Annotated in this window: 20 protein-coding genes; 7 read left to right on the top strand and 13 right to left on the bottom strand. The window is 41.1% G+C overall.

Going from position 1 to position 21,694, the window contains the following annotated elements; translation table 11 throughout:
- Positions 1–6: 6 nt before the first annotated feature.
- Together QTN47_RS18450 and QTN47_RS18445 are read right to left on the bottom strand one after the other, a co-directional pair.
- Positions 7–1,065 carry a response regulator gene (locus tag QTN47_RS18450; RefSeq protein WP_369330886.1) on the bottom strand — a complete coding sequence of 353 codons (1,059 nt, stop codon included), beginning with the start codon at positions 1,063–1,065 and terminating at the stop codon, positions 7–9.
- A gap of 4 nt (positions 1,066–1,069) precedes the next feature.
- Entirely contained in the window at positions 1,070–2,275 is a 1,206-nt protein-coding gene (locus QTN47_RS18445) for a PAS domain-containing sensor histidine kinase (protein WP_369330885.1), read from the bottom strand.
- A 462-nt stretch (positions 2,276–2,737) separates the two neighbouring features.
- On the opposite strand from QTN47_RS18445, the gene QTN47_RS18440 reads away from it, so the two are divergent.
- Both QTN47_RS18440 and QTN47_RS18435 read left to right on the top strand, forming a co-directional pair.
- Positions 2,738–3,211 carry a pyridoxamine 5'-phosphate oxidase family protein gene (locus tag QTN47_RS18440; protein ID WP_369330884.1) on the top strand — a complete coding sequence of 158 codons (474 nt, stop codon included), beginning with the start codon at positions 2,738–2,740 and terminating at the stop codon, positions 3,209–3,211.
- A 249-nt stretch (positions 3,212–3,460) separates the two neighbouring features.
- Positions 3,461–4,468, top strand: coding sequence for a zinc-dependent alcohol dehydrogenase family protein (locus QTN47_RS18435; protein ID WP_369330883.1), 1,008 nt, complete (start codon positions 3,461–3,463; stop codon positions 4,466–4,468).
- 484 nt (positions 4,469–4,952) lie between these two features.
- Here the strand turns inward: QTN47_RS18435 and QTN47_RS18430 are convergent, their stop codons facing one another.
- Together QTN47_RS18430 and QTN47_RS18425 are read right to left on the bottom strand one after the other, a co-directional pair.
- Positions 4,953–5,330 carry a hypothetical protein gene (locus QTN47_RS18430; protein ID WP_369330882.1) on the bottom strand — a complete coding sequence of 126 codons (378 nt, stop codon included), beginning with the start codon at positions 5,328–5,330 and terminating at the stop codon, positions 4,953–4,955.
- Between the two features lie 102 nt (positions 5,331–5,432).
- Positions 5,433–5,774 (bottom strand): hypothetical protein, encoded by a 342-nt coding sequence (locus tag QTN47_RS18425; protein ID WP_369330881.1) that lies wholly within the window; start codon positions 5,772–5,774, stop codon positions 5,433–5,435.
- Positions 5,775–6,098: 324 nt separating this feature from the next.
- Between QTN47_RS18425 and QTN47_RS18420 the strand changes: the two genes are divergently transcribed.
- Positions 6,099–6,890 carry a DUF2490 domain-containing protein gene (locus QTN47_RS18420; protein WP_369330880.1) on the top strand — a complete coding sequence of 264 codons (792 nt, stop codon included), beginning with the start codon at positions 6,099–6,101 and terminating at the stop codon, positions 6,888–6,890.
- A gap of 133 nt (positions 6,891–7,023) precedes the next feature.
- Here the strand turns inward: QTN47_RS18420 and QTN47_RS18415 are convergent, their stop codons facing one another.
- From QTN47_RS18415 to QTN47_RS18380, 8 genes are all read right to left on the bottom strand, one after another.
- Complete coding sequence (locus QTN47_RS18415) at positions 7,024–8,325, bottom strand: RagB/SusD family nutrient uptake outer membrane protein (RefSeq protein WP_369330879.1); 1,302 nt, start codon at positions 8,323–8,325, stop codon at positions 7,024–7,026.
- Positions 8,326–8,337: 12 nt separating this feature from the next.
- On the bottom strand, positions 8,338–11,286 hold the full coding sequence (locus QTN47_RS18410; protein WP_369330878.1) for a SusC/RagA family TonB-linked outer membrane protein: 2,949 nt from the start codon (positions 11,284–11,286) through the stop codon (positions 8,338–8,340).
- A 67-nt stretch (positions 11,287–11,353) separates the two neighbouring features.
- The gene (locus QTN47_RS18405) at positions 11,354–11,914 is read right to left on the bottom strand and encodes a carboxymuconolactone decarboxylase family protein (protein WP_369330877.1); all 561 of its coding nucleotides are present in this window, start codon (positions 11,912–11,914) and stop codon (positions 11,354–11,356) included.
- 12 nt (positions 11,915–11,926) lie between these two features.
- A complete protein-coding gene (locus QTN47_RS18400) occupies positions 11,927–12,490 on the bottom strand; it encodes a carboxymuconolactone decarboxylase family protein (RefSeq protein WP_369330876.1) in 564 nt (187 codons plus the stop codon).
- Positions 12,491–12,492: 2 nt separating this feature from the next.
- The gene (locus tag QTN47_RS18395) at positions 12,493–13,041 is read right to left on the bottom strand and encodes a carboxymuconolactone decarboxylase family protein (RefSeq protein ID WP_369330875.1); all 549 of its coding nucleotides are present in this window, start codon (positions 13,039–13,041) and stop codon (positions 12,493–12,495) included.
- A 1-nt stretch (position 13,042) separates the two neighbouring features.
- On the bottom strand, positions 13,043–14,317 hold the full coding sequence (locus QTN47_RS18390; protein WP_369330874.1) for an MFS transporter: 1,275 nt from the start codon (positions 14,315–14,317) through the stop codon (positions 13,043–13,045).
- A 17-nt stretch (positions 14,318–14,334) separates the two neighbouring features.
- Positions 14,335–14,907 (bottom strand): carboxymuconolactone decarboxylase family protein, encoded by a 573-nt coding sequence (locus QTN47_RS18385; protein WP_369330873.1) that lies wholly within the window; start codon positions 14,905–14,907, stop codon positions 14,335–14,337.
- 264 nt (positions 14,908–15,171) lie between these two features.
- Positions 15,172–15,660 (bottom strand): hypothetical protein, encoded by a 489-nt coding sequence (locus QTN47_RS18380; protein WP_369330872.1) that lies wholly within the window; start codon positions 15,658–15,660, stop codon positions 15,172–15,174.
- A 502-nt stretch (positions 15,661–16,162) separates the two neighbouring features.
- Between QTN47_RS18380 and QTN47_RS18375 the strand changes: the two genes are divergently transcribed.
- The 4 genes from QTN47_RS18375 (at position 16,163) to QTN47_RS18360 (ending at position 20,849) form a co-directional block, all read left to right on the top strand.
- On the top strand, positions 16,163–16,615 hold the full coding sequence (locus QTN47_RS18375) for a ferritin-like domain-containing protein (RefSeq protein ID WP_369330871.1): 453 nt from the start codon (positions 16,163–16,165) through the stop codon (positions 16,613–16,615).
- 185 nt (positions 16,616–16,800) lie between these two features.
- Positions 16,801–18,831, top strand: coding sequence for a PAS domain S-box protein (locus QTN47_RS18370; RefSeq protein WP_369330870.1), 2,031 nt, complete (start codon positions 16,801–16,803; stop codon positions 18,829–18,831).
- 135 nt (positions 18,832–18,966) lie between these two features.
- Positions 18,967–19,350 carry a hypothetical protein gene (locus tag QTN47_RS18365; RefSeq protein WP_369330869.1) on the top strand — a complete coding sequence of 128 codons (384 nt, stop codon included), beginning with the start codon at positions 18,967–18,969 and terminating at the stop codon, positions 19,348–19,350.
- A 305-nt stretch (positions 19,351–19,655) separates the two neighbouring features.
- A complete protein-coding gene (locus QTN47_RS18360) occupies positions 19,656–20,849 on the top strand; it encodes a hypothetical protein (RefSeq protein WP_369330868.1) in 1,194 nt (397 codons plus the stop codon).
- Positions 20,850–21,022: 173 nt separating this feature from the next.
- On the opposite strand, the gene QTN47_RS18355 is transcribed toward QTN47_RS18360, so the two are convergent.
- Positions 21,023–21,553: an HD domain-containing protein gene (locus QTN47_RS18355; protein ID WP_369330867.1), complete on the bottom strand. Its 531-nt coding sequence runs from the start codon at positions 21,551–21,553 to the stop codon at positions 21,023–21,025.
- Between the last annotated feature and the right edge of the window lie 141 nt (positions 21,554–21,694).

Genomic DNA, 21,694 nt, shown 5'->3' with positions numbered 1-21,694 from the left:
GTATTGCTAGCTGTAAATCTTTTCCAATTTGGACTTATTGAGAACGATGATGCGGCCATCATTGATATCAATAATCCTTTCATTTTTAAAATCAGTCAGCGTTCTTATCAGCGATTCGGTAGCCGTTCCTGCAATGGTAGCCAGGTTTTCACGGCTAATATCGATAACAGGGTTCTCCCCTTCTTTCGTCGGATATTTTGCAAGGATCATCAGCAACGCATCAGCAACTTTTTTTCTTAGAGAATTGTAAGCCAGCCTTAGCAAATGAGTTTCCTTTTCTGAGACATTTTTCGCCAGTAGCTGGATAAACCTTTTGGCGATCTGGGGATTCCGGGTGATCAGATTATCAAAATCTTCGCGCGGAATTATAGCCACTTCAGTATCTTCAAGGGCCATGGCAGTATCCTTATAAGTCGTGCCTTCAAGTAAAGCAACGTATCCAACAAAATCACCCTCACTAAAAAGATCTGTAACAAGCTCTTTGCCGTCGTTGTTAGTCTTAAAGCTTTTAACTTTTCCCTTTAAAACATAGAATACCCGGCTGGGGTGATTGCCTTCTGTGTAAATTATCTGTTTCTTTTTATACCTGTTTATATTTCTGTCCTGGGTAAGAGATTCAAGTGCATTTTTTCCGGATGATAATTCCAGCAAATGCTGAACACCCTCTAGCCCGGGTCCAAAGTTTTTTTTCAGGTCATCCATCTTTTTCAGGCGGCCATTGACCGCACTCAGCAGTTCGGTACCATCAAAAGGCTTTGTAAGATAATCATCGGCACCCAGATCCATCGCCTTACGGAAGTCACTTCTTTCCGCTCTTGCAGTAAGAAAGATAAAGGGTGTATTCTTTACAGCATCATTTCTTTGAATTGCATGAATCACACCATAACCGTCCAACTCCGGCATGGTAATATCACAAATAATCAAATCCGGTTTTGCTTCCAATGCTTTTGCAATACCTACCTTTCCATTCTCTGCGGTTATTACCTCGTAATTGGACAACTCAAGTATTTCTGCCGTATTACTTCTTATGTCGTCGTTGTCTTCAATCACCAGTATTTTTTTCATTATGTTAGATTTTATTAAAGGTTATAACAATTTCCGTTCCCTCGTTCACTTCACTAATGCACGAGATAGATCCATTCATCAATTCTGAATACCTCGCAACGATATGTAAACCAAGCCCGGTCCCCTGGATATTGCTTACATTACTACCTCTGAAGAAGCGTTCCATCAGGTGTTTTTGATCTTCAGCAGGAATACCAATGCCATGATCTTTTACAGACAGACTTATTGTATTACTTCCATTATGAGTAACAATTTCGATCGGTGCATCCTCCGGGGAAAACTTACTCGCATTGGAAACAAGGTTCATTATAATATGTTTGACCAGTACAGAATCAAGTTCAGCCAGGTCTTCTCCCGTGTGGTTATAAATGATCTCCTGCCCATTTTTCAAATTATTTTTCAATTCATCCAAAGCATCGGCCACAAAAACGGGCAAATTAAATTCGGTGATACGGACATAAATTTTACCTTCTTCTATTTTGCCCACACTTAAGAAATCATTGAGTATATCTGTAAGCATTTTAACGGATGAAATGATCCGGTTTAAATGCGCCTCCCGTCGTGATTCATCCTCAATTATCTTCACTTTATTGAGCAGATATGCCGAAGATAAAATAGTACTGAGTGGCGTTCTGAATTCATGCGAAGCCATGGAAACAAACCGCGATTTCAATTCATTCAATTCCTTTTCACGCTCGAGCAACTTCGACAATTCTTCTTTCGACAATTCCAGCTGTTGAATTGCCTCGGTAAGCTCTGTTGTTCTTTGCACAACTGCCTGCTCCAGCCCATCATTCAATTTTTTAATTTCCTCTTCGGCATGCTTTCTTACAGTTATATCATTTATAAATGCAATTACATACCTGTGTCCGCTGTGTATATAACTGCTAAGACTTACCTCTACCGGAAACTCAGTTCCGTCCTTTTTAACGCCAAAAAGATCCATGCCTATACCCATCGGCCTGTTATGAGGATGTTCAAGGTATTCCTGCCGGTGATGAACATGCTTGTGATGAAAACGTGAAGGAATCAAAACCTCAATTCTTTTGTTGATCACATCTTCCTTGTTGCAGGCAAACATCCGGAGCGCAAAGGCATTAACCTCGGTTATTTCGCCCTTTTCATTCATTTCTACAATCCCAACGCTGGCATGTTCAAGCAGCGCTTCAAAACGGGAGACTTCATTATTTACGTTCTTTTCACTGTACATTGGCGTTCTTTTGTAAACCAACAACCATGTGTGACTAATTTAAGACTTTTAATACCTCAGGCAACTTAATAGCAGCGGCAACAAAACTGATGACTTCGTGCCAAAATGCACGCAATTGACGGTGTAAAAGACTTCATATCACTGGTTAGCTTATCTCGACGATCGGATTAAAACAAAAAATCAACCTGAACTACATCAAATTTTGTCAGAAATAATTGAAGGCTGAATTCCGCCTAAATGTAAGTAATTATTATTCAATGAAATTTTTGCTGTTTCAATTTCCATTTCCTACAAATCCGGGATGGATCAAACTCATATTCAATAATTCAAAAGACGCTAAAAATATTTGAATGATTGTACCTGGCGCCTGTCGCTTTTACTGCTCACAAACAGCTTTCCGGGTGATGCAGGTCATCAATTTTCAGGATCAGCCATTAGTAACTTTAAGAAAAATTTAGGGTTATGGTGGGCAAATTGACAGACCCTCAAATTGAAGAGGTCTTAAAAAAACAAATATTCGGACGCATAGGTTGCCATGCGGACGACACAACATACATAGTACCCATAAGCTTTGCCTATGATGGAAAAAACATTTATTGCCATTCTTTAGAGGGTAAGAAAATTGAGATGATGCGAAAAAATCCCAGGGTATGCTTTGAAGTGGACCTTATGGAAAACATGGGCAACTGGGAAAGTGTAATATGCTGGGGCCGTTTTGAAGAACTAACAGATCCCGAGCCCCGGAAAAAAGCCGTGGATCTTTTACTGCACAGAAAATTACCGGTTATATCAAGCGAAACGGTGAAATTAACACCGAGCTGGCCATTTTTTGGTAATGAGGAAGGATCTGTTGATGGGATCATATTTCGCATTGCGGTGGAAGAAAAAACCGGCCGGTACGAAAGTCAGGATATCAAACTGTCTTACACCAACTGACTCAATTCTTTTTTCAGATATACATATACATAACTAAATAATCCGGAGTGCTTTTAAGCTCCGTAAAATTTGTTTTCGTAGGGTGCAATGACAGGGCTGCTGCGCATAACGGGCGGCCCTTTATGTTTGGCTACACCGGTGCAGATGGAATGCTTCAGGAAACTGCGCCTGATTCTATACAGATTTGTTTGCATCCATCTTCTGATTAATTTAGAGGTACATATTCTCACCTGTTTAACTATAGCTTATATGAAGCTGCCACAAACTATGCGGGCAATGGTGCTGGAAGCGGCACAAACATCTCTTGTTCAAAAAGATTTACCCTTACCTGTTGCCAGCGACGAACAAGTACTTATTAAGGTGATTGCCTGTGGCGTATGCAGAACGGATTTACATATTGTCGATGGCGAGCTCATGCATCCAAAGCTTCCACTTATTCCGGGACATGAGATCATTGGCACTGTTGTACAAAAAGGCCCCAATGTACATGCATTAAAAGAAGGTGATGTTGTTGGAGTGCCGTGGCTGGCACATACCTGTGGAAAATGCAGATACTGCTTACAGCAGAAAGAAAATCTGTGCGAAGATGCTCTATTTACGGGATACACAGTTAATGGCGGCTATGCAACATTTACTGTTGCATACGCTGATTATTGCATACCGCTTGAAGATACATTGGCCAATGCTTCAGCGGCACCGTTGTTATGTGCTGGTCTGATTGGTTATCGCTCATACAGCATGATAGCACCTTCGGCGGTCAATATTGGAATCTATGGATTTGGCGCAGCAGCGCATATACTTACGCAGCTGGCGGTAGCACAACAGAAGAACATATACGCATTTACGAGAGATGGCGATGAGTCCGGCCAGCAATTTGCACGAAGCCTTGGCGCTGTATGGGCAGGCAATTCATCCGCAACACCGCCGGTAAAGCTGGATGCCAGCATTCTATTCGCTCCCGCCGGAAGTCTTATTCCTAAAGCGTTAGAGCATACCGGCAAGGGTGGATCCGTTATCTGTGGCGGAATTCATATGAGCAACATACCTTCATTCCCCTATAGCCTGTTGTGGGAAGAAAGAAAAGTTATGTCAGTCGCAAACCTTACCCGTCAGGACGGACAAAATTTCTTCGATGCTATAACCCATGTGGACATTAGGACAACAACAAAATGTTATCCCCTGGAACAAGCCAACGAAGCCCTGTCAGATTTAAAAAACGGGAAACTCAAAGGTGCAGCGGTGTTGGTTATGATCTGAGCATATTCTCTGTGTAGCTCAGTGTCTACTCAGTGCCCCTCCGTGTAACTGTATTTTTTTATTTCACATCAGAAAAAGATAACCGTGCACTTTTCGTCGATTGCCCGTAGGGCTTATAGCTTAATAGATGCCCTAATACTCAAGCTCATTCTTGTCCGTAGGACATTAGCCTCTTTTATTTGGTTAAAGCCCTACGGGCTATGATGTTCTCAATTCGGACATTTCTACTAAGCTTAATTCCCTACGGGAAAAACTGTTAATGTTATGTAATCTGTCATTGGCACGGAAGGATACATCTTCCAAAGCTGACGATGCTTGTTTAACCTAACGACATTACTTCGCCAATACAACAATGGCCCGGCTAATTAGCCAGGCCATTTAAATTGTTTTCAAAGGATACAGTAAAGGCAAATCGACATTTGCCTCATTGATCATGAACATTTTCTAAAAACCACGTTTTATAAAAAAACAACAACCATTATTATCAATCAAGCATATCTTCCGCTCCCATGCTATTTTTTCCCAAAACTACAATCCCGGGTGTGGTTAACTTCTTGTAATTATCACCAATAGCATAATAACCTTTTGTTGCAGAGGATTTCTTGTCACCGCCAACTGTTACTACGGGCACTAAATTGAGTTTTGATTTATTGTCGCTAATGGCATAATAACCTTTGGAAACATCATTGGTAGTCAGTGTTGCCACCGGCGTCTTTTGTTCCAGTTTATTTGCATTATTACCAATTCCATAATAACCTTTTTGAATTGCCTGCGGCTGCTTTACATAGTTTGTATTCTGCTGTGCATGCAAGTAACCATAGCCTGTCAATAAACATACTACTGCCATTAATATCTTTTTCATAGATAATAGTTTAGTTGAAGCAATACAATTGCTCCTCTTGAAACAAATTAAGTTTAACCTCAAATGGTAGATGCGTCGTTAAAATGCGGGAACTAAAACGCTTTACAGTAGGTGTGCACAATTCAGGATATAAAGCCTTTGTTTAACGCAGGCTCTCTTATAACTCATAAGTGAGTGCGCTTTGTTGGCTTTATTTGCAGATTCAAAATTATTATTTGACTCCCTGCCTAATTCCGCAGAGGTATTTTTACCAGTATTAACCTTTGCAACTAAAGAGTGACAGATGTACACATCACGCTTAAGTTTACTTTCGGAAGTTTTTGAAATTTTTCCTTTTGCAACCACCAATCCATCGTGCTGATCATTTGCCACTGTATCCATCCTGAATACTGTAACAAGTAACGCAATACAAACTGATAATATGATTACAAAATTCCTCTTCATTACAGACGCAAAGGTAACATCTGATACCCGCGCGTGTGACTTATGTTTTGTTAAAAGCAACTGATTACCCTTTTATTAATTGGATTAATAAACTGGGTAACAATCAAAAAAGCATGAATATTTAATTTAAAAAAAGAAGATAATTCAAAAGTAAAAAGTTGAAAATTCAAAAGTCACGACCAAGACCTCGCTGAGATCTCAAAATAAACCTCCTTAAACCGAAACATGATATTTTGCCTTTTACTTTTGCTTTTTGACTTTCAACTTTGCTTATTGAACTTTCTTAAAAGTTATCGGTTAATGTAAGCAACAGATGTTATGACAATGGCGACAAATAAAATACAAAAAATAAAACGGATTACCGTTCTTATAACGCTTTGTCTGCCGTTGCTTACAATTTCACAGACCACACCTCCAAAAGAGATAAATCAGCAAATTCAGTTCTGGACAAGTATCAACACTGTAACCCGGTTCAACGAACGGTGGGGTATGTTGGCAGACTTTCACATCAGGAGAAACAATTTTATAGCAGATCCCAGTTTCTACTTTTTAAGAGGCGCTGCAAATTATTGGATAAAAGACAACATGACCGTTTCTCTTGGTTACGCCCATATGTGGCTGGCCCCATCGCGCAGCGATTGGCATACATTTTCCAATGAAAACCGGGTATATCAACAGTTCCAGGTAATATCAAAAATCAGACGGTCTGTTATTTTGCAGAGATTCAGAAATGAACAACGATGGCAGCAGAAAATTGTCGACGACAAAAGAACAAATGATTACAGATTCACAAATCGTGTGCGCTATCTGTTTAACTACAACTATTCAATATTCAAGAACAACTACCTGCCATCATTGGTTGTTGCAGATGAAATACTCATCCATTTCGGAAAAGAAGTCGTATACAACACATTTGATCAAAACAGGCTTTTTCTTGGTATAAAACAAAATATCAGCCCTTCACTAAGCTTTGACTTTGGCTATATGAATGTTTACCAACAGAAATATACCGGCTATCAATATGATATGAATCATACTATCCGCTTGTTTTTCTATTTAAATATGGGATGGAAAAGAAAAGTAACACCTCCTGTAAGCGGTACCGGCGAAGAATAATACACTATGTATACCAGGCTTGCAGGTTGTACAACAGCGACCTGTTCTATTGTTTTACGGAAATAAAAGCGAAAAGCTGCCTCATTGAGACAGCCTTTTTTATTATTACCCCCATGAAAGAAATTTATACAGCCTATTGTTCGGTAACGGGCAATGGAAATTTATCCCATACATCATCTCCCGGTCTGTCAATAGGCAGCGTGTTTAGTTTGTTATAACGGCGCAGATCTATCCATCTATGACCCTCATAAAACAATGAATATCTTTTTTGCTGCAGCATCTCATTTATCAGGGCATCTTTTGTTTGCGCACCACCGTAAGCTGCAAGATTATGACTGGTGCGGATTCTGTTGATTGCTTTTATTGCTTCGGCGAAATTATTTGCCTGGATATTTGCTTCGGCATAGATCAGTATTAATTCTTCGTTGCGAATAATGGGCATTGGTGCAGTACTTGAAGTGTACACCCACACATCCCTGTTACTGCTGAGTCCACTGAGAGAGGCAGTCGTATTACGCAAAGTCGCTTTATTTATCCTGTCATCATTTGCAGCAATATCTGCTGCAAAGGAAGGATGTGCTACACGCACTTCCCCATTCTGATTTTGCGGAATGAAGGCCGGATTTAACTGATCACCTGAGCCGGTTCCAAATACATGGCTCACGCCAAGATCAAGATCCCTGGCTAATCCAAAAAAAGATTCACTGAGATCAGTCAAAGACTCGTCCCATTTTTGCCTGTAAACGGCAACGCGGGCTGCTATGGCCCTGTTCACCTGCATTAGCCCTGCAGCATCATTGAATTTTGTAAATCCCGCGAGCGGAAAAGACACGGTGGCGTTGGCTAGATCAGTCTTACCCGAATCCAGTAAAGCGGCAATGGATTGAAGCGCCTCATTGTATTGAACGATCGGCCCCAAATGGTCAGGATCTGCTACATCAATCCTGATACCGTTAGTGTATGTCAGATTAAGATTAAGCAGGAGCTCATAAGCTTTGATCGTTCTTGCAAAACCTATATAGCCACTCTTCTCTGCAGTTGTTATCAGAGAGGAGTTCTGAGCTGCCTGTATAAGGAGATTACAATTTTTTACAACCCGGTATCTTGCAGACCAGGGATTGTTTATATAAAAATTACTGCCGCTTAAAACCGCATTGTTCGCTCCAAGCAGATCGGTAAGATATCTGGGTTCCGAAGGGGAAAAACGGTAACCTTCCCTGCCTATCGTACAAACGTCATCCAGGTAAAATGCCATATTGTTTCGCATGCCTGATTCTGTTCCGCTAACGAGGTTGTTTAATTCACTTGCCGAGGCATTATTCAGGAACTGTTCACCCGTTGGGCTGTTAAGATTGCCATAATCCTTTTTGCAGGAAGCAAACATCACAACCGAACTCAAAGCTATAGTTGAAAATATATTGATCACTGTTTTCATTTGGTTGATGATTTAAAAGTCAATTGAAATATGAAAGTTTGCTCTTTTGCTTGCCGGGTAAGGGTCTACATCCACGCCGGATGAAAATCCTGTTCCAAAATTGGATACTTCCGGATCATAAGATTTGTATTTGGTAAATGTGAGATAGTTATTGAGAGAGGCCCCTAATCTCAGGCTTTTGATGAACTTAACCGGCAATTTGGCAAATGAATAAAAAACACCTACTTCACGCAAACGTAAATAACCTGCGTCCTGTACAAACATTTGTGCGCTGGTTCCGATCTGGGTAATTCTGTACACTCCGTCAGGCAGTCCCGCCTTGTTGGTAACATTATCATAATCGGCACTGGTACCTCCAAAGTCTGTCTGTAAATTGGTTAGATTGATATTGTTTCCTCCGTTTTTCCAATGCAACAAAAATCTAAGACTAAGTTTATTCCAGAATGTTACTTCATTGTATGTATTCATCTGGAAACGCGGTTCAGCATCGCCCAGTACACCAACTCCGGCACCGTTCAATCCCACTATTTGCGTAGCGGATTTACCCTGCTCTATCTGGAACGAACCCAGTACATATCCGAATGACCCTTGTGGTATTGGCGGAATAATATACTTTGTTACAAGCGAACGGTTGAGCCAGAAATTGACAGATGTGTTCCATGTAACATTTTTTGAGGCGACCGGTTTCGCATTTAACCCCAGCTCAACACCACGATTGCGAAGGTTACCCGCATTTACCCAACCAGTTGCAAAACCAGATGAAGCGGGAAGGTTTGCCAGCATTAAAAAATCGTCAATATTCTTGTTATAATAAGTAAACTGGAAACCCAACCGTCCATGCAGAATGGTAAAATCCAGCCCTGTTTCAAATTCTTTTTGACGTTCGGGTTTAATATTGGGGTCACCTTTTTCTGTATTCACCAACGATCCCGGATTGCCGGCAATATTGGAGATAACCAATGATGTGAATTTACTGCCATATGCAGGCACGTTGTTGGCCTGTCCGTATGCAGCACGCAATTTAAAGTTATCAAAGAAACCTCCTTTCAGCAAACCGCTGTGCGTAAGGTTCCAGGATATCCCGGCCTTTGGATAAACATAATATTTGGATGCATCGCCATTATTGCTCGATCTGTCAAAACGCACACCAGCCGTAATGTTTACGGCTTCTGCAATACTGGCTTCTTCCTGGATAAAAATTCCATCATTCTGAAATTTCGCTCTGAACTGTTTTGAATTGAGCGCTCCGGCCTGGTCAACATTCGACTGACCTGAGATTACCTGCGTTGCTATGTTCAGAAGATTATTATAGTCTCCTGTTTCCTGTGTAAGACCTGCTGAAGTAGTAAATGAAAGCTTGTCAGAGGGTGCATATGTATTTACCAAAGAAAGAATATAATTGGTGTTGAGATTTTTTGTGGTCCCCTGAATGGATGTTCCTTTGTTTACAGCCTGAAATTGCAGGTTACTTGGGAACAAAGCGTTTGTTTCCAGGTTATAAAAATCGATACCGCCCCTACCTATAAAACGGGTTGTGCTGTGATTGCTCTTTTGAAATATCGCATCAAAATTTAATCCTGTAATAAAGCGGTTAACCGCCTCGTTGCTACGCATTAAAGCTATAGTCTGCAAGGGATTGGATGCAGCAAAAGGATTGTTGGGATAATTACCAAAATTATCAGGATGCAGTTGTGCAAAACTTGGTGTTGAAGCAAGCGCTATACCTAGTGATACACCTGTATTGTCATTGCCGGACAAGCCCCTGTCTGCAGATGAATTGATATATCCGGTTGTAATACCAATCTTAATATTATCAGTAATACGATGATCAATATTCAACCGCAGGTTACTGTTGCGATAACCCGTATTTTTCACAATACCTTCTTCATCCTTTTGCGCTGCGGAGAAATAGAAGCTGGTCTTTTCTCCCCCGCCACTTATGCTGAGCACAGTGTTACGGGCAAAGCCTGTATTGCCATAAATCTCTTTTTCGTAGTCGTATATTTTTCCGGCGGACTCTGCATCTAAAAATTGTTGACGCAAAGCTGCACTGGTTGCACTATCAGACGAAAGACTTGCGGCTCTGTCCGCGGTAAACTGACGCACACCGATAAACTTTCTCGCTGTGATAATGCCAAGATCCTGCGAAAGGGAAACACTGGTTTTTCCCTGCTTTCCTCTTTTTGTGGTTATGATTACAACACCACCCGCAGCCTTCGATCCGTAAATAGCCGCAGCAGAAGCACCTTTCAGTATTTCTATATTTTCAATATCCGCCGCAGGTATATCCGCAATGCGGCTTGACGGATTATCCTGGTTAGAAGTGGGATTGCCTCCTGCGGCAGCACCTGTAACAGCATTCAGACCCGCAGAAGTCGCTGTATTATCAACAAACACGCCATCAATTACATATAACGGCTGAGTATTGCCGTAGACTGAAGTAACGCCGCGCAGCTTCACAGAAATACCGCCTCCGGGCGCACCGGTATTGGCATTAATGTATGCACCAGGAATCTTACCTTCAAGAGCGCCGTCAAAAGTTTGTGCAGGCGCCACACCATTCAACTCTTTACTGGATACGGTAGCAACTGAATTAGCGAGATTTCTTCTTTTAACACTGGTAGCAAGCCCTGTAATTACAACTTCATCAAGCTTGGTGACATCTTCTTCAAGCTTAATCACAACATCATCAACCAGGCCACTAACTGGTATGCTTTGAGATTTAAATCCTGTTGCGTTGATAACAAGGACGGCGTTTTGTGAAACAACGATATGAAATTTGCCCTCATTATCCGATGCAACACCAAGATTGGAATTTTTGACAAGTATACTTGCTCCGGGCACCACAGCGTTGTTAATGTCTGTTATTTTTCCGGTAACCGTTTTGCTTTGCGCCCATACCAACGAAGGCATTGCCATGATACAGACCAAAAAGATCACTACGTTTAAAGGTTGTCTCATTGTTAGTTTTGTTTTGATAAAAGAGTACTTCTTTACCGGTCATAAAAGTCATACCGGTACCGTTTATTTAAACGGGTTGTGGGGTTGTATAAATATGGTTACCGTAACCATGTTCGGCCACCTGTGCGGCGCGTTTTTCATACGAAGCCAGATCTGCGGGCGTGTTGGCAGCAAGCCCATCCACATAGCGATTGAACATACAAAATGCAGCAGCAATTAAAACGGTGTCGTGAATATCTGCGTCTGTTGCTCCGGCTTCCTTTGCAGCACTTACGTCTTCTGCAGTAACATATTTTCCACCTTTTTGTACTTTACCAGCGATATTCAGCAGCGTTTTTAACTTTTCCGGAATAGCGGCCGCATCAGGTCCTTTTCTCACCTCATCTACAAGCTCACCATCGCCTTTCAGGTAACAGCGCGCTATTTCACCGTGCGAAACATCACAATAAAAACATTGATTAAGGTGAGATACATAAGTTGCAATAAGTTCCCGTTCGGCCGGTGCAAGGCCATTTGATGTGCGAAGCAATGCCTCTGCCAATACTCCCATCGGTTCAGCGGTTCGCGGGCTGAAAGCCAGCAATGCCCTTATACCGGGCAAATCCTTGTCTACAAGAATGTGTGGCATAGTGTTTAGATTTTATGATATGGTATTATTGTAAAGGTCAAAATCGATATAGCCTTCTTCTGCTCGTTTAGGTGCTCGCTCCACATAGAATTGCCTGTCCTTCGGAGACCATGTGGCGAGGCCGTCAACGTAACGGTTATACATGCAGAATGCAGCAGCAATCAGTACCGTGTCATGAATTTCCTTGTCAGTTGCACCCGCATCTTTCGCATTTTCAATAACATCAGCAGTTACATGTCGACCACCCTCTTGAACCTTCGCAGCAACAGCCAGCAATGCTTTTAGCTTATCCGGGATATTTGTGAGAGAGGGCTCTTTTTTTATTGCATCAATCTCGGGAATATCGCAACCCAGGTAATGCCCTGCAAGGGAACCATGCACATTCTGACAAAAAAAGCAATCGTTCAGGTACGATACATAAGTACCTATCAGTTCCCGTTCTCCACGCGTTAATGTGTTGTTATCATCACGCAGCATAATCTCTGCGAGTTCATTTAACGGCTTTGCCGTTTGCGGACTATAAGCCATAAGCCCACGTATGCCGGGAAGATCATTTTCAAGGTTGATGTGTGCCATAGTTATAATTGTTTTTGAGGTGAGACATACCCATTATATGCCATCCGTTCGCCCATTGCTTCATATGCAGAGGCATCATTTGGTGTAAAGCTTGCAAGTCCGTCAACATATCTGTTAAACATGGAAAAAGTTGCCGCAATTAAAACTGCATCATGTATCTCTTCGTCCGTTGCGCCTTCTGAACGAGCATCATCAATATCATTCTGTGTAACTTCCTTTCCAAGTATTTGCACTCTGCCTGCTATGTGCAACAGGCTTTTTAACTTAGGTGTTATGTTTGCCCTGTCTGCATCGTTCAGCACTTCATCAACAACATTTCGTTCTTCACCATACAAGCAACGGGATGCGGCAGCATGACTACTCATACAAAACATACATTCGTTACGACCCGAAACATATGCGGCAATCAATTCTCTTTCAGCTTCAGTTAACGGTGAAACTCCCCTTAGCAACGCCTGCGCCAGGTTGTATAAATGTTCACCGGTCTCCGGCCTGAACATCACGAGGCTTCTGATTCCCGGAACACCTGTAGGTACCTGGATGTGTGCCATATTATTTGATTTTTGAAGGTGAATAAGATTCGGGCCTGAACAACAATGTAACTACAAGGCCTATCAGAAATACGAACGAAAATGTAAAAATTGAATTACCAAAACCGCCCAGCATATCAACCAGTGATCCGATAAAAAAAACGATTGTTGCTGTAAATAATCTGCCCACATTAAAACAAAAACCGGTGGCTGTCGCCCCAATGCTGGCCGGGAAAAGCTGAGGTATATAAACTGATAATGCGCCCTGGCTAATACCAAAGAACAAGGCCATGCATGCAATTTGAACATATACTGCTGCCGATAAAGTATCGGTCAGTTTGAATAATGTAAGTGAAAGCACGAAGCATACAACAAAACAAATGATCATGGTTTTGCGAACACCAACGGCGTTTACAATCCATCCTGAGATAAATCCGCCGGTTAAACCGCCAATGCCCATAAGCATCATTGCCATGCCACGCTCTTTCTGTCCATCAGAGTTTACAACCAATGTTTGTATCCATGAGGGTAACCAGGAAAAAATAGCCCACAAACCAATGAGCGTTGTTCCAAAAATAAGCGAACCTGCAACAAGGTTTTTCCGGATATCCCTTTCAAATATTTTACCCAAAGGCACCCCTCCATCGGTTCGATGCATGTCACCAATAACCGCACCGGAAGAAATATACTTCAGGCTAAGTATTGCTATGGTTACCGGAACTATCCCCACCACAAAACCATACCGCCACGATGCGATGAAATAATTAATGAGGCCTGCAGAAAAAATACCCACAGGAATTGAAATGGATAAAAAACCTAAAGCCACGGCTCTTTTCTTTTCACTAAAAGCCTCAGAAACCAACATGGTAGTTGTTACCAAAACTCCGCCGACGCCAAAACCTGTAAAAAAACGGCAGATCACCAGTTGCACCCAGGTTGAAGCAAAAGCTGTTGCCAGCGTAAAGATTCCGTAGCAGCAGGTTGAATAAATAAATGATTTTTTTCTCCCAATACGATCGCACAATATTCCCCAGATGATGCCTCCTGCCATCCAGCCATAAATAAAGATCGAATTGATAAACGCGCCAATATTTTCCAGTTGACTGGTGTTACCATCTTTTAAAAGATCCTTGACAGCGACGGGAAGATAAACTGACATAAGTGTTGACACTGTACCACCAAATGTGCTGCTAAAAAAGCAGGCAAGAAAAAGAAAGACACGCGTGTTCTTTTGAGATGAAGCAAAAGAGGCATCATATAATTGGCTGTCTGCAGTTAAAGTTCCGGGCGTTTTCATTGGTCAGTCTATTTAGGTTAGCGGTAGGTTGTTTCGGCAACAGGAATAACGCCTTCACGCGGACGCATATAGCCCACCGTTACCAGCCGTTGAGCAAGTTTTTCATAATAACCGGGATCTTCAGGCCTGTATGTTCCTAAACCATCTACATACCGGTTATACAGGCAGAACAATGCGGCAATCAACACTGTATCATGAATTTCAACATCCGTAGCTCCATGCTTTTTTGCACGTTCTACGTCTTCTTCTTTCACTTCTTTTCCCAGTTTTTGCACCTTTGCAGCTATGTTTAAGAGCGCCTTCATTTTATCTGAAACGGGTGCATTATCAGCATCATGAAATACTTTATCAAGCAGTTCATCATCGCCGCCCAAAGCTTTTACCGTCGCGGCATGTGCACTGGTGCAAAACCTGCATTCATTTCTGTAGGAAACCAGGGTAGCGATTAATTCCCGCTCCATTTCCGTAAGCGAACTCTCTCCGCGAAGCAGCACTTGCGTAAGTGCACGAATGTGATCACCGGTATCGGGCCTGTTTTCAAGCAAACCTGTTATGCCAGGTAACTGATTGTTAAGTTTTATATATGCCATAGAATTAAGATTAAAAAGATCAAATGAACCGGAACACTCCATTCTTCGGGCATGTAATGCACGCAGAACAGCTACTTCACGTTACTGACGTATATGTACCGTGATGCACCGTATGCGAGGATGCCAGCCCTGTGCGAAGCCAGATCACGAAAAAAGATTTGAATTTTCCTGAATAATTGAGGTGGTAACGTACCCGCATTAATGCTCGAATTGGCCAGCACGACAATACGCCAGCTCAAAGTTTCTGCGTTGTGCATTCCTGCTTTAGCCAAAGAGAAGAACTGTAACAGTTTGAGGAGGTTTGGCTGACAAGGATTCGAAGCCTTGTGTTAACCTGTAGTTTTCGCCACGTAAAAATTCACGTGCATATGGAGATGTAATAATAGGAAGAATTGCACCAGAAAGTTCTTCATACTCACTTCCTGTTTGTTGCTTTTTAACAATCTCACCGGTCTTGTTATTTCCGCCGGGGATATCAGCAACACGGGAAGCATATTCGTTTTTGGCTGTTTTCAACACAGTTTTATTGTGGTCTGGAATACAAAGCAAAACCAGCTGCCCCTTTTCAAACTTGCGTTTAACATATCTGTATGTTGAACCGTTCAGTTCAATTTCACCGCTTACCCTTTCATATGTTGAAACCTGCGCCTGATATGGAACGTTAAAAGGTACGCGGATGGTGATCAGGTCTTCATCGTTATAATTACCCTTATCAAGATAAGCTTCTAATTGTGTAGAGGAACGCAGCTGCAAATATGAAAACAACAGGTTATAACCTATGAGATTAAATAGGAACAGTAATAGCAACGATATGGCAGCCAGTTTTTTCAGATGCTTAAATATATATATAAATTCAGTATTTAAACATCACTTTAAGCTTCCTTTCAGCGAACTTTAATTCTATTTAATCATGACTCAATTGTTAAACAGAAGCAGGGTTGATTAATTATTTCCGAAATTTTCAGTGCATACAATAGATGTTTAAGCTTCATTCTTCCCGCCAATTCCAAATCCTTATTCGCACATCCGCACATTCGCACATCCGCAAATTTGCACATCCGCACATTTGCACATTTACACATCTGTTGCCTCAAATCCACAAAAGGAAAAACAGACCACAGCATTTGTAAATGTACGTTAGTAAATCATCTGTTCCGGACTGTTATGCTATATGAATTACATCTGTGAATCGTCTTGGCCTTTTGTTTGTTTCAAAGAAATAGCGAACCACTTTTATAATCGAAAAACAAGTGTTATGACAAACGACCATGTAATTGAAACATTGAATGATCTTGTTCAAATTCATAACGACCGTATAGCGGGGTACGAAAAGGCATTGAAGGAACTGCGACCTGAAGATGAGGACCTTAAACCGAGTTTTCTTAACTATATACAACAAAGCCACAAATGCAAATCAGCCCTGGGTACTGAAATACAAGTTCTTAAAGGTACCATCGCCACGGATACAACAACCGGCGGCAAACTGTACCGTATGTGGATGGATATTAAGTCAGCATTTGCAGGAAACAATGACCACGCTATATTAAGCAACGCTGAATTTGGAGAAGATAACGTGCAAAAAGCATACAGGCATGCATTGAAGGAAGAACTTCCTTCCAATATTCGCACGCTTATTCAGTCGCAACAGACCGAACTAAAGCAGGCTCATGATGAAGTAAAAGCACTTCGCGATGCGCACACAGTATAATGATTTTGCAGCAATGGTTGAAAAAGGCGTCGTTCCGGTATACCGGAGGGGCGCCTTCATTTAAGTATCATCAGCTATCTGACCATTTAATGTGCCAACAAAAGATCTGAATATAATAAAAAATATCTCTATAAGAATAACAGTTAGTATTTTCAATGTAAAATAAGTTGTTATTGGATACCCACATGATACAGTCCACTCATCTTAATTACTTGTCTGATTCTTTGGATAAAGCATCTGATATTACTTCGGTGATGCATTTTATGGACCATTTAGCGATTGCCATTTATGTTTGTGACAATTCAGGACGCATCGTTTACTATAATGCAGCAGCCGCAAAGCTGTGGGGAAGGACACCAGCTACAGGGCATGATCAATGGTGTGGGGCATTTAAACTAATGTCCCCAAATGGAGATACCATCGAACCTGCCTGTTCACCTGTAGCAATGGCAATAAAACAGGAAGTGGCCTTCGATAATGAAGAAGTGATTATAGAAAGACCTGATGGCGAGAAACTAAACATACAAATGCATTCCATGCCTGTGTATGATGTGGAACACAAACTGACCCATGTTGTAAGTACTTTAGTCGATGTGACCGAGCAACGTAAAGGCGAAGCAAAACAAGCCATGCTCGCCGCTATTATTGAATCTTCTGATGACGCTATTATAAGTAAGAACCTGAACGGCATAATCACCAGCTGGAATATTGGAGCGGAAAGGATGTTTGGATATACTGAGGCAGAAATGATAGGGAAACCAATTGTTACTATAATTCCTTCGGATTACCGGAATGATGAATTGATGATTCTAAGCAAGATAAGAAACAATGAACGTGTTGAACATTTCGAAACAATGCGACTTACAAAAAGCGGTTCACTTATTCCTGTATCACTCACCATTTCTCCCATCAAGGACAAGAACGGTACCGTCATTGGTGCTTCAAAAATTGCGCGGGATATCAGCAGGCAAAAAGATGCGGAAAAAACCTTATTGCAAAATGCCGGCAACCTGGAAACGATGAATAACCTGGGAAAGCTTATTTCCCAGACGTTGGATATAGATAAAATTCTCCAGAATGTAACGGATGCCACCACTCAATTAACCGGTGCTGAATTTGGCGCATTCTTTTACAACACTACAGACAACAATAATGAAGCGTACATGCTGTACACTTTAAGCGGGGCTCCAAAAGAAGTCTTTGAGAAATTAGGAATGCCACGCAATACCGACATCTTTAAACCAACTTTTGCAGGTGAAGGCATTATACGGGTTGATGACATTAGAAAAGATGAACGTTACGGCAAAAATGCGCCCTACTACGGAATGCCGAAAGGACATCTGCCGGTTGTAAGTTACCTGGCTGTGCCTGTTGTTTCAAAGGACGGCACTGTAATTGGAGGACTGTTTTACGGCCATCCCCAACCAGGAAAGTTTACCAAAGAACATGAAGATCTTGTTTCAGCAATTGCTGTGCAGGCAGCCATCGCCCTGGACAATGCAAAACTTTATGAGGAGGTAAGACAACTAAGTGAAAAGAAAGATGAGTTTATTAGCCAGGCCAGCCATGAATTGAAAACACCTATCACAAGCCTTAACGGTTTTCTTCAATTGATTGATTCTTCACTTGAAACTGATGATCAGAATAAAGACTTTATAAAGATCGCCCTGAAACAAGTGAAGAAGCTATCTAACCTTGTTTCTGACCTGCTGGACGTATCTAAGCTGGAAGGTGGTAAGCTGCCATTGTCTTTTACGCATTTTGATCTTGTTCAACTAACCAGGGAGGTTGTAACTCAATTTCAATATTCTGTTAAATCCCATACAATTGAGCTGAATTTTAAACAGGATGATCTGTTTGTTTATGCAGACAAACAACGAATAGAACAGGTCATCATCAATCTGCTTAGCAATGCAGTAAAATATTCTCCCAGGGCCAACGTTGTAAAAGTCGAGACACATAAGGAAGACCACCGGGCCATATTGGCAATCCGGGACTTTGGAATAGGCATAAAAGAAGAATTACAGGAGCATATTTTTTCCAGATTTTATCGTGTAGAAGATCAGGCAAACCAACCCGGCCTGGGAATCGGCCTTTATATCTGCAAAGAAATTATTCATCGTCACAATGGTCATCTCTATGTAGAAAGCAGCCCGGCAGAAGGTTCCATTTTCTGGTTTGATATTCCCATCGAACAAAAAGCCAGTATTATTTAAAGAATAATCAGGATTCTTTACGTGCACAACAGTGTTGTGTGGTATTTCATTGTGCCAATCGTTACAGAATAGTTATAATAGTGTTGGTTTCGTAACTTTTGAATTTGGCTGTAGTCTATGGATTAAAAGCATTTTATGAAAAAGTTACTGGCGGCCTTATTGATGACTGGCATTGTTTCCACTTCATTTGCTGCATTTAACGGCCATGCAGCCCCACACTACGGCGGAAGGACTGTAATAGTGCATGGTGGCTTTGGATATGCCCCATACTACTATTACCCTTATGCCGGTTTTGGATTATATTCTCCATTTTACTGGAACCAACCTTATTATTATAACAGGCCTTCCAAACTTGATATGCAAATTGCAGATATCAGGAATGACTACGCCGACAAGATAAAATCTGTAAGAATGGATAACACACTTAGCGGTAAAGAAAGGAGACAAATGATCCGGAACTTCAGAAATGACAGGGAAAATGCCATCGACCAGGCAAAGAGGAATTATTATAAGTCCTGATGAAAAACCTGGTTAAAAACCGACGCCCGAAGGCAGGATTCCCCATGCCTGCGCTTCGGGCCTTTTTATTTATTGAAATTGAAAATTGATGATGATTACCATTTACAAAAGCATTAAATTATTTTTTTACAGTTAAACTAAATCCATTTTTCCTGTCAAATATTAATTATTCTTTATAGAAATTTAATGCCATTTAACAAAAAAAATCGATTGCCAGGTAATAACTTTGCGCCACGAAAAAAGGGATACAGTTATATTTTAATTGCCCTCTTTGAGTAAATCCAATTTTCTAAAAAACAATATCCATGATCAAAACCATTGTAGGGTTACTACTGTGTGGTACCATGCTATTGATTAGCTGCTCTAAGTCTAATGATGTTGTTGCACCGACATCGCCCACAGAGCGTGAGGAAACTGAAACAGAAAATACTCCTCCCCAATTTACCGGTAAAAAAATTAATCTTCCTTTAAACGGATCATCAGTATATATAAAAGATGCTGGCGCCATAAGCTATGAACCAGGTGACACCCTGGTTATACCACAGAGCGTTATGCGCGTGGCCCTGTACAATGTTAACGGCACTAAAGAAAAGCCTGTGATTGTTACTGCTGAAAGAGATGTTGTAATTGGCGGCCACGATCGCACTTCTTTTGATATAAAAGGCTCTTTTGTTAAAGTAGTTAATATTAACATCAAGGGTGCTCCTACCGCAATTGGAATCAGAGCTTACTATTGTTCAGACATTGCTTTTCAAAACGTGAATGTTGATGGCGCAGCTATCGGTTTCATGTTAAAGAATGATGCCATGGCTGACAATCCGGACAGCTATTATCCAAAAGCGGTTATTAAAAATATTTCAATAGCAAACATATCGGTTAAGAATTGTACAAACGAAGGCTATTATATCGGAAATACATCAGACTATCAGAATGGATTTAAGAACAGCCCCATAATCGGTTTAACTGTTAAAAACTGCAGAGCGGAAAACACAGGATGGGATGGCTTCCAGGTAACCAATGCACAAGATTGCAATGTTGACGGTATTACTGTAATAAATGCCGGAACTGAAAACAAAGAAAGCCAGATGAGCGGCATTGCAATACAGGATGCCACAACCGGCAGGTTTAAAAATCTTTCTGTAAATAAGAGTACCGGCGCGGGTCTTACATTGTTCTCCAATGGCGACACACATGTCAGCAATGTTGCATTGCAGGATGTTTCACTTTCTGCAAAATCATACGGCATAATTGTGGACAACAGGTACGACCGCGGCTTTAACCTGCCGCCTAAAAAGCTGTTACTGGAAAATGCAAGTGTTAAGCAAACAACATCTGTCAAAGGCAAAAACGCATTATACGTAATCAATGGTACAAACAACGGCGCAAAGGCAGCAATACCGGGTACCGTTACCAACTTTACTTATGACAGGGAAAGCTGGCAAAAGAAAACTGTTGATTACGCTAAAAACGCATATATCGGTGGCACCGATGGTCGATAGGATAATCCCTCAAATTGAGCATTAATGCTCGTCTTCAAGCTTCCGGCAACGGAAGCTTTTTTATTTTTAAAATTACCCTGACCTCCTTCATTTGATCCACATTATGATTGATTCTTTTATTGATAAATGAGCCTCTTTACAATACGATAAAATATTTCAGGATAAAAAACGCATTATCTCTTAAACATGGGCAATGGATTAAGCGGATGCCTGATAAAGTTTACGCCCAGCTTTTTAAGAAGAAACACATGAAAGCCTTTATTGGGGAATTGTTTTTTTGAATCTTTTAAAGTGTTATGATTGTTTCCAAATTTGAACAAGCCCAAAGAAACATCCATCAGATCCGCACGGCGGAACGTTTCTACCGTCTGTTTATAATCACCGTTGTAGCATTTTATTTTGTGGTGCCAATAAATCATCTGCGTTATCTCTTCAGCCCATTCATCTTTACCAACCGATGTTAAATATTGTCTTGCCCGGATTACAGACGGATCTATATAATCGATCGTATTATTCGTCCAGATACCTATATCATGCAATACTGCAGCAATGGAATATTTTTCTTCATTGGTTTTCTCATTATCGAGTAACAGGCAATTAATAAAAACGCGATAGACATGATTCCGGTATTTTTCAAAGTCTTTGCCTATAACGTTTTTAAACTGACGCATTAAATCTTCAACAATTGCATTGGAGTAATTCATCTGTTTTTAAAATTAAAAGAGTATCAATCTTTCATACATGGAAATTGCTTTAGCCCAAGCTTATTCCGCCTTAAAATAAATGTACGCATGTGTACATGTTGCTTTTACAGCATGCCAACATCTGCAAGAAACACTCACACC

The sequence above is a fragment of the Danxiaibacter flavus genome, from assembly GCF_041060425.1.
GTDB classification, from domain to species: domain Bacteria; phylum Bacteroidota; class Bacteroidia; order Chitinophagales; family Chitinophagaceae; genus Danxiaibacter; species Danxiaibacter flavus.
The sequence above is the reverse complement of the archived record's forward strand: the minus strand, read 5'-3'. Positions and strand labels throughout refer to the sequence as shown.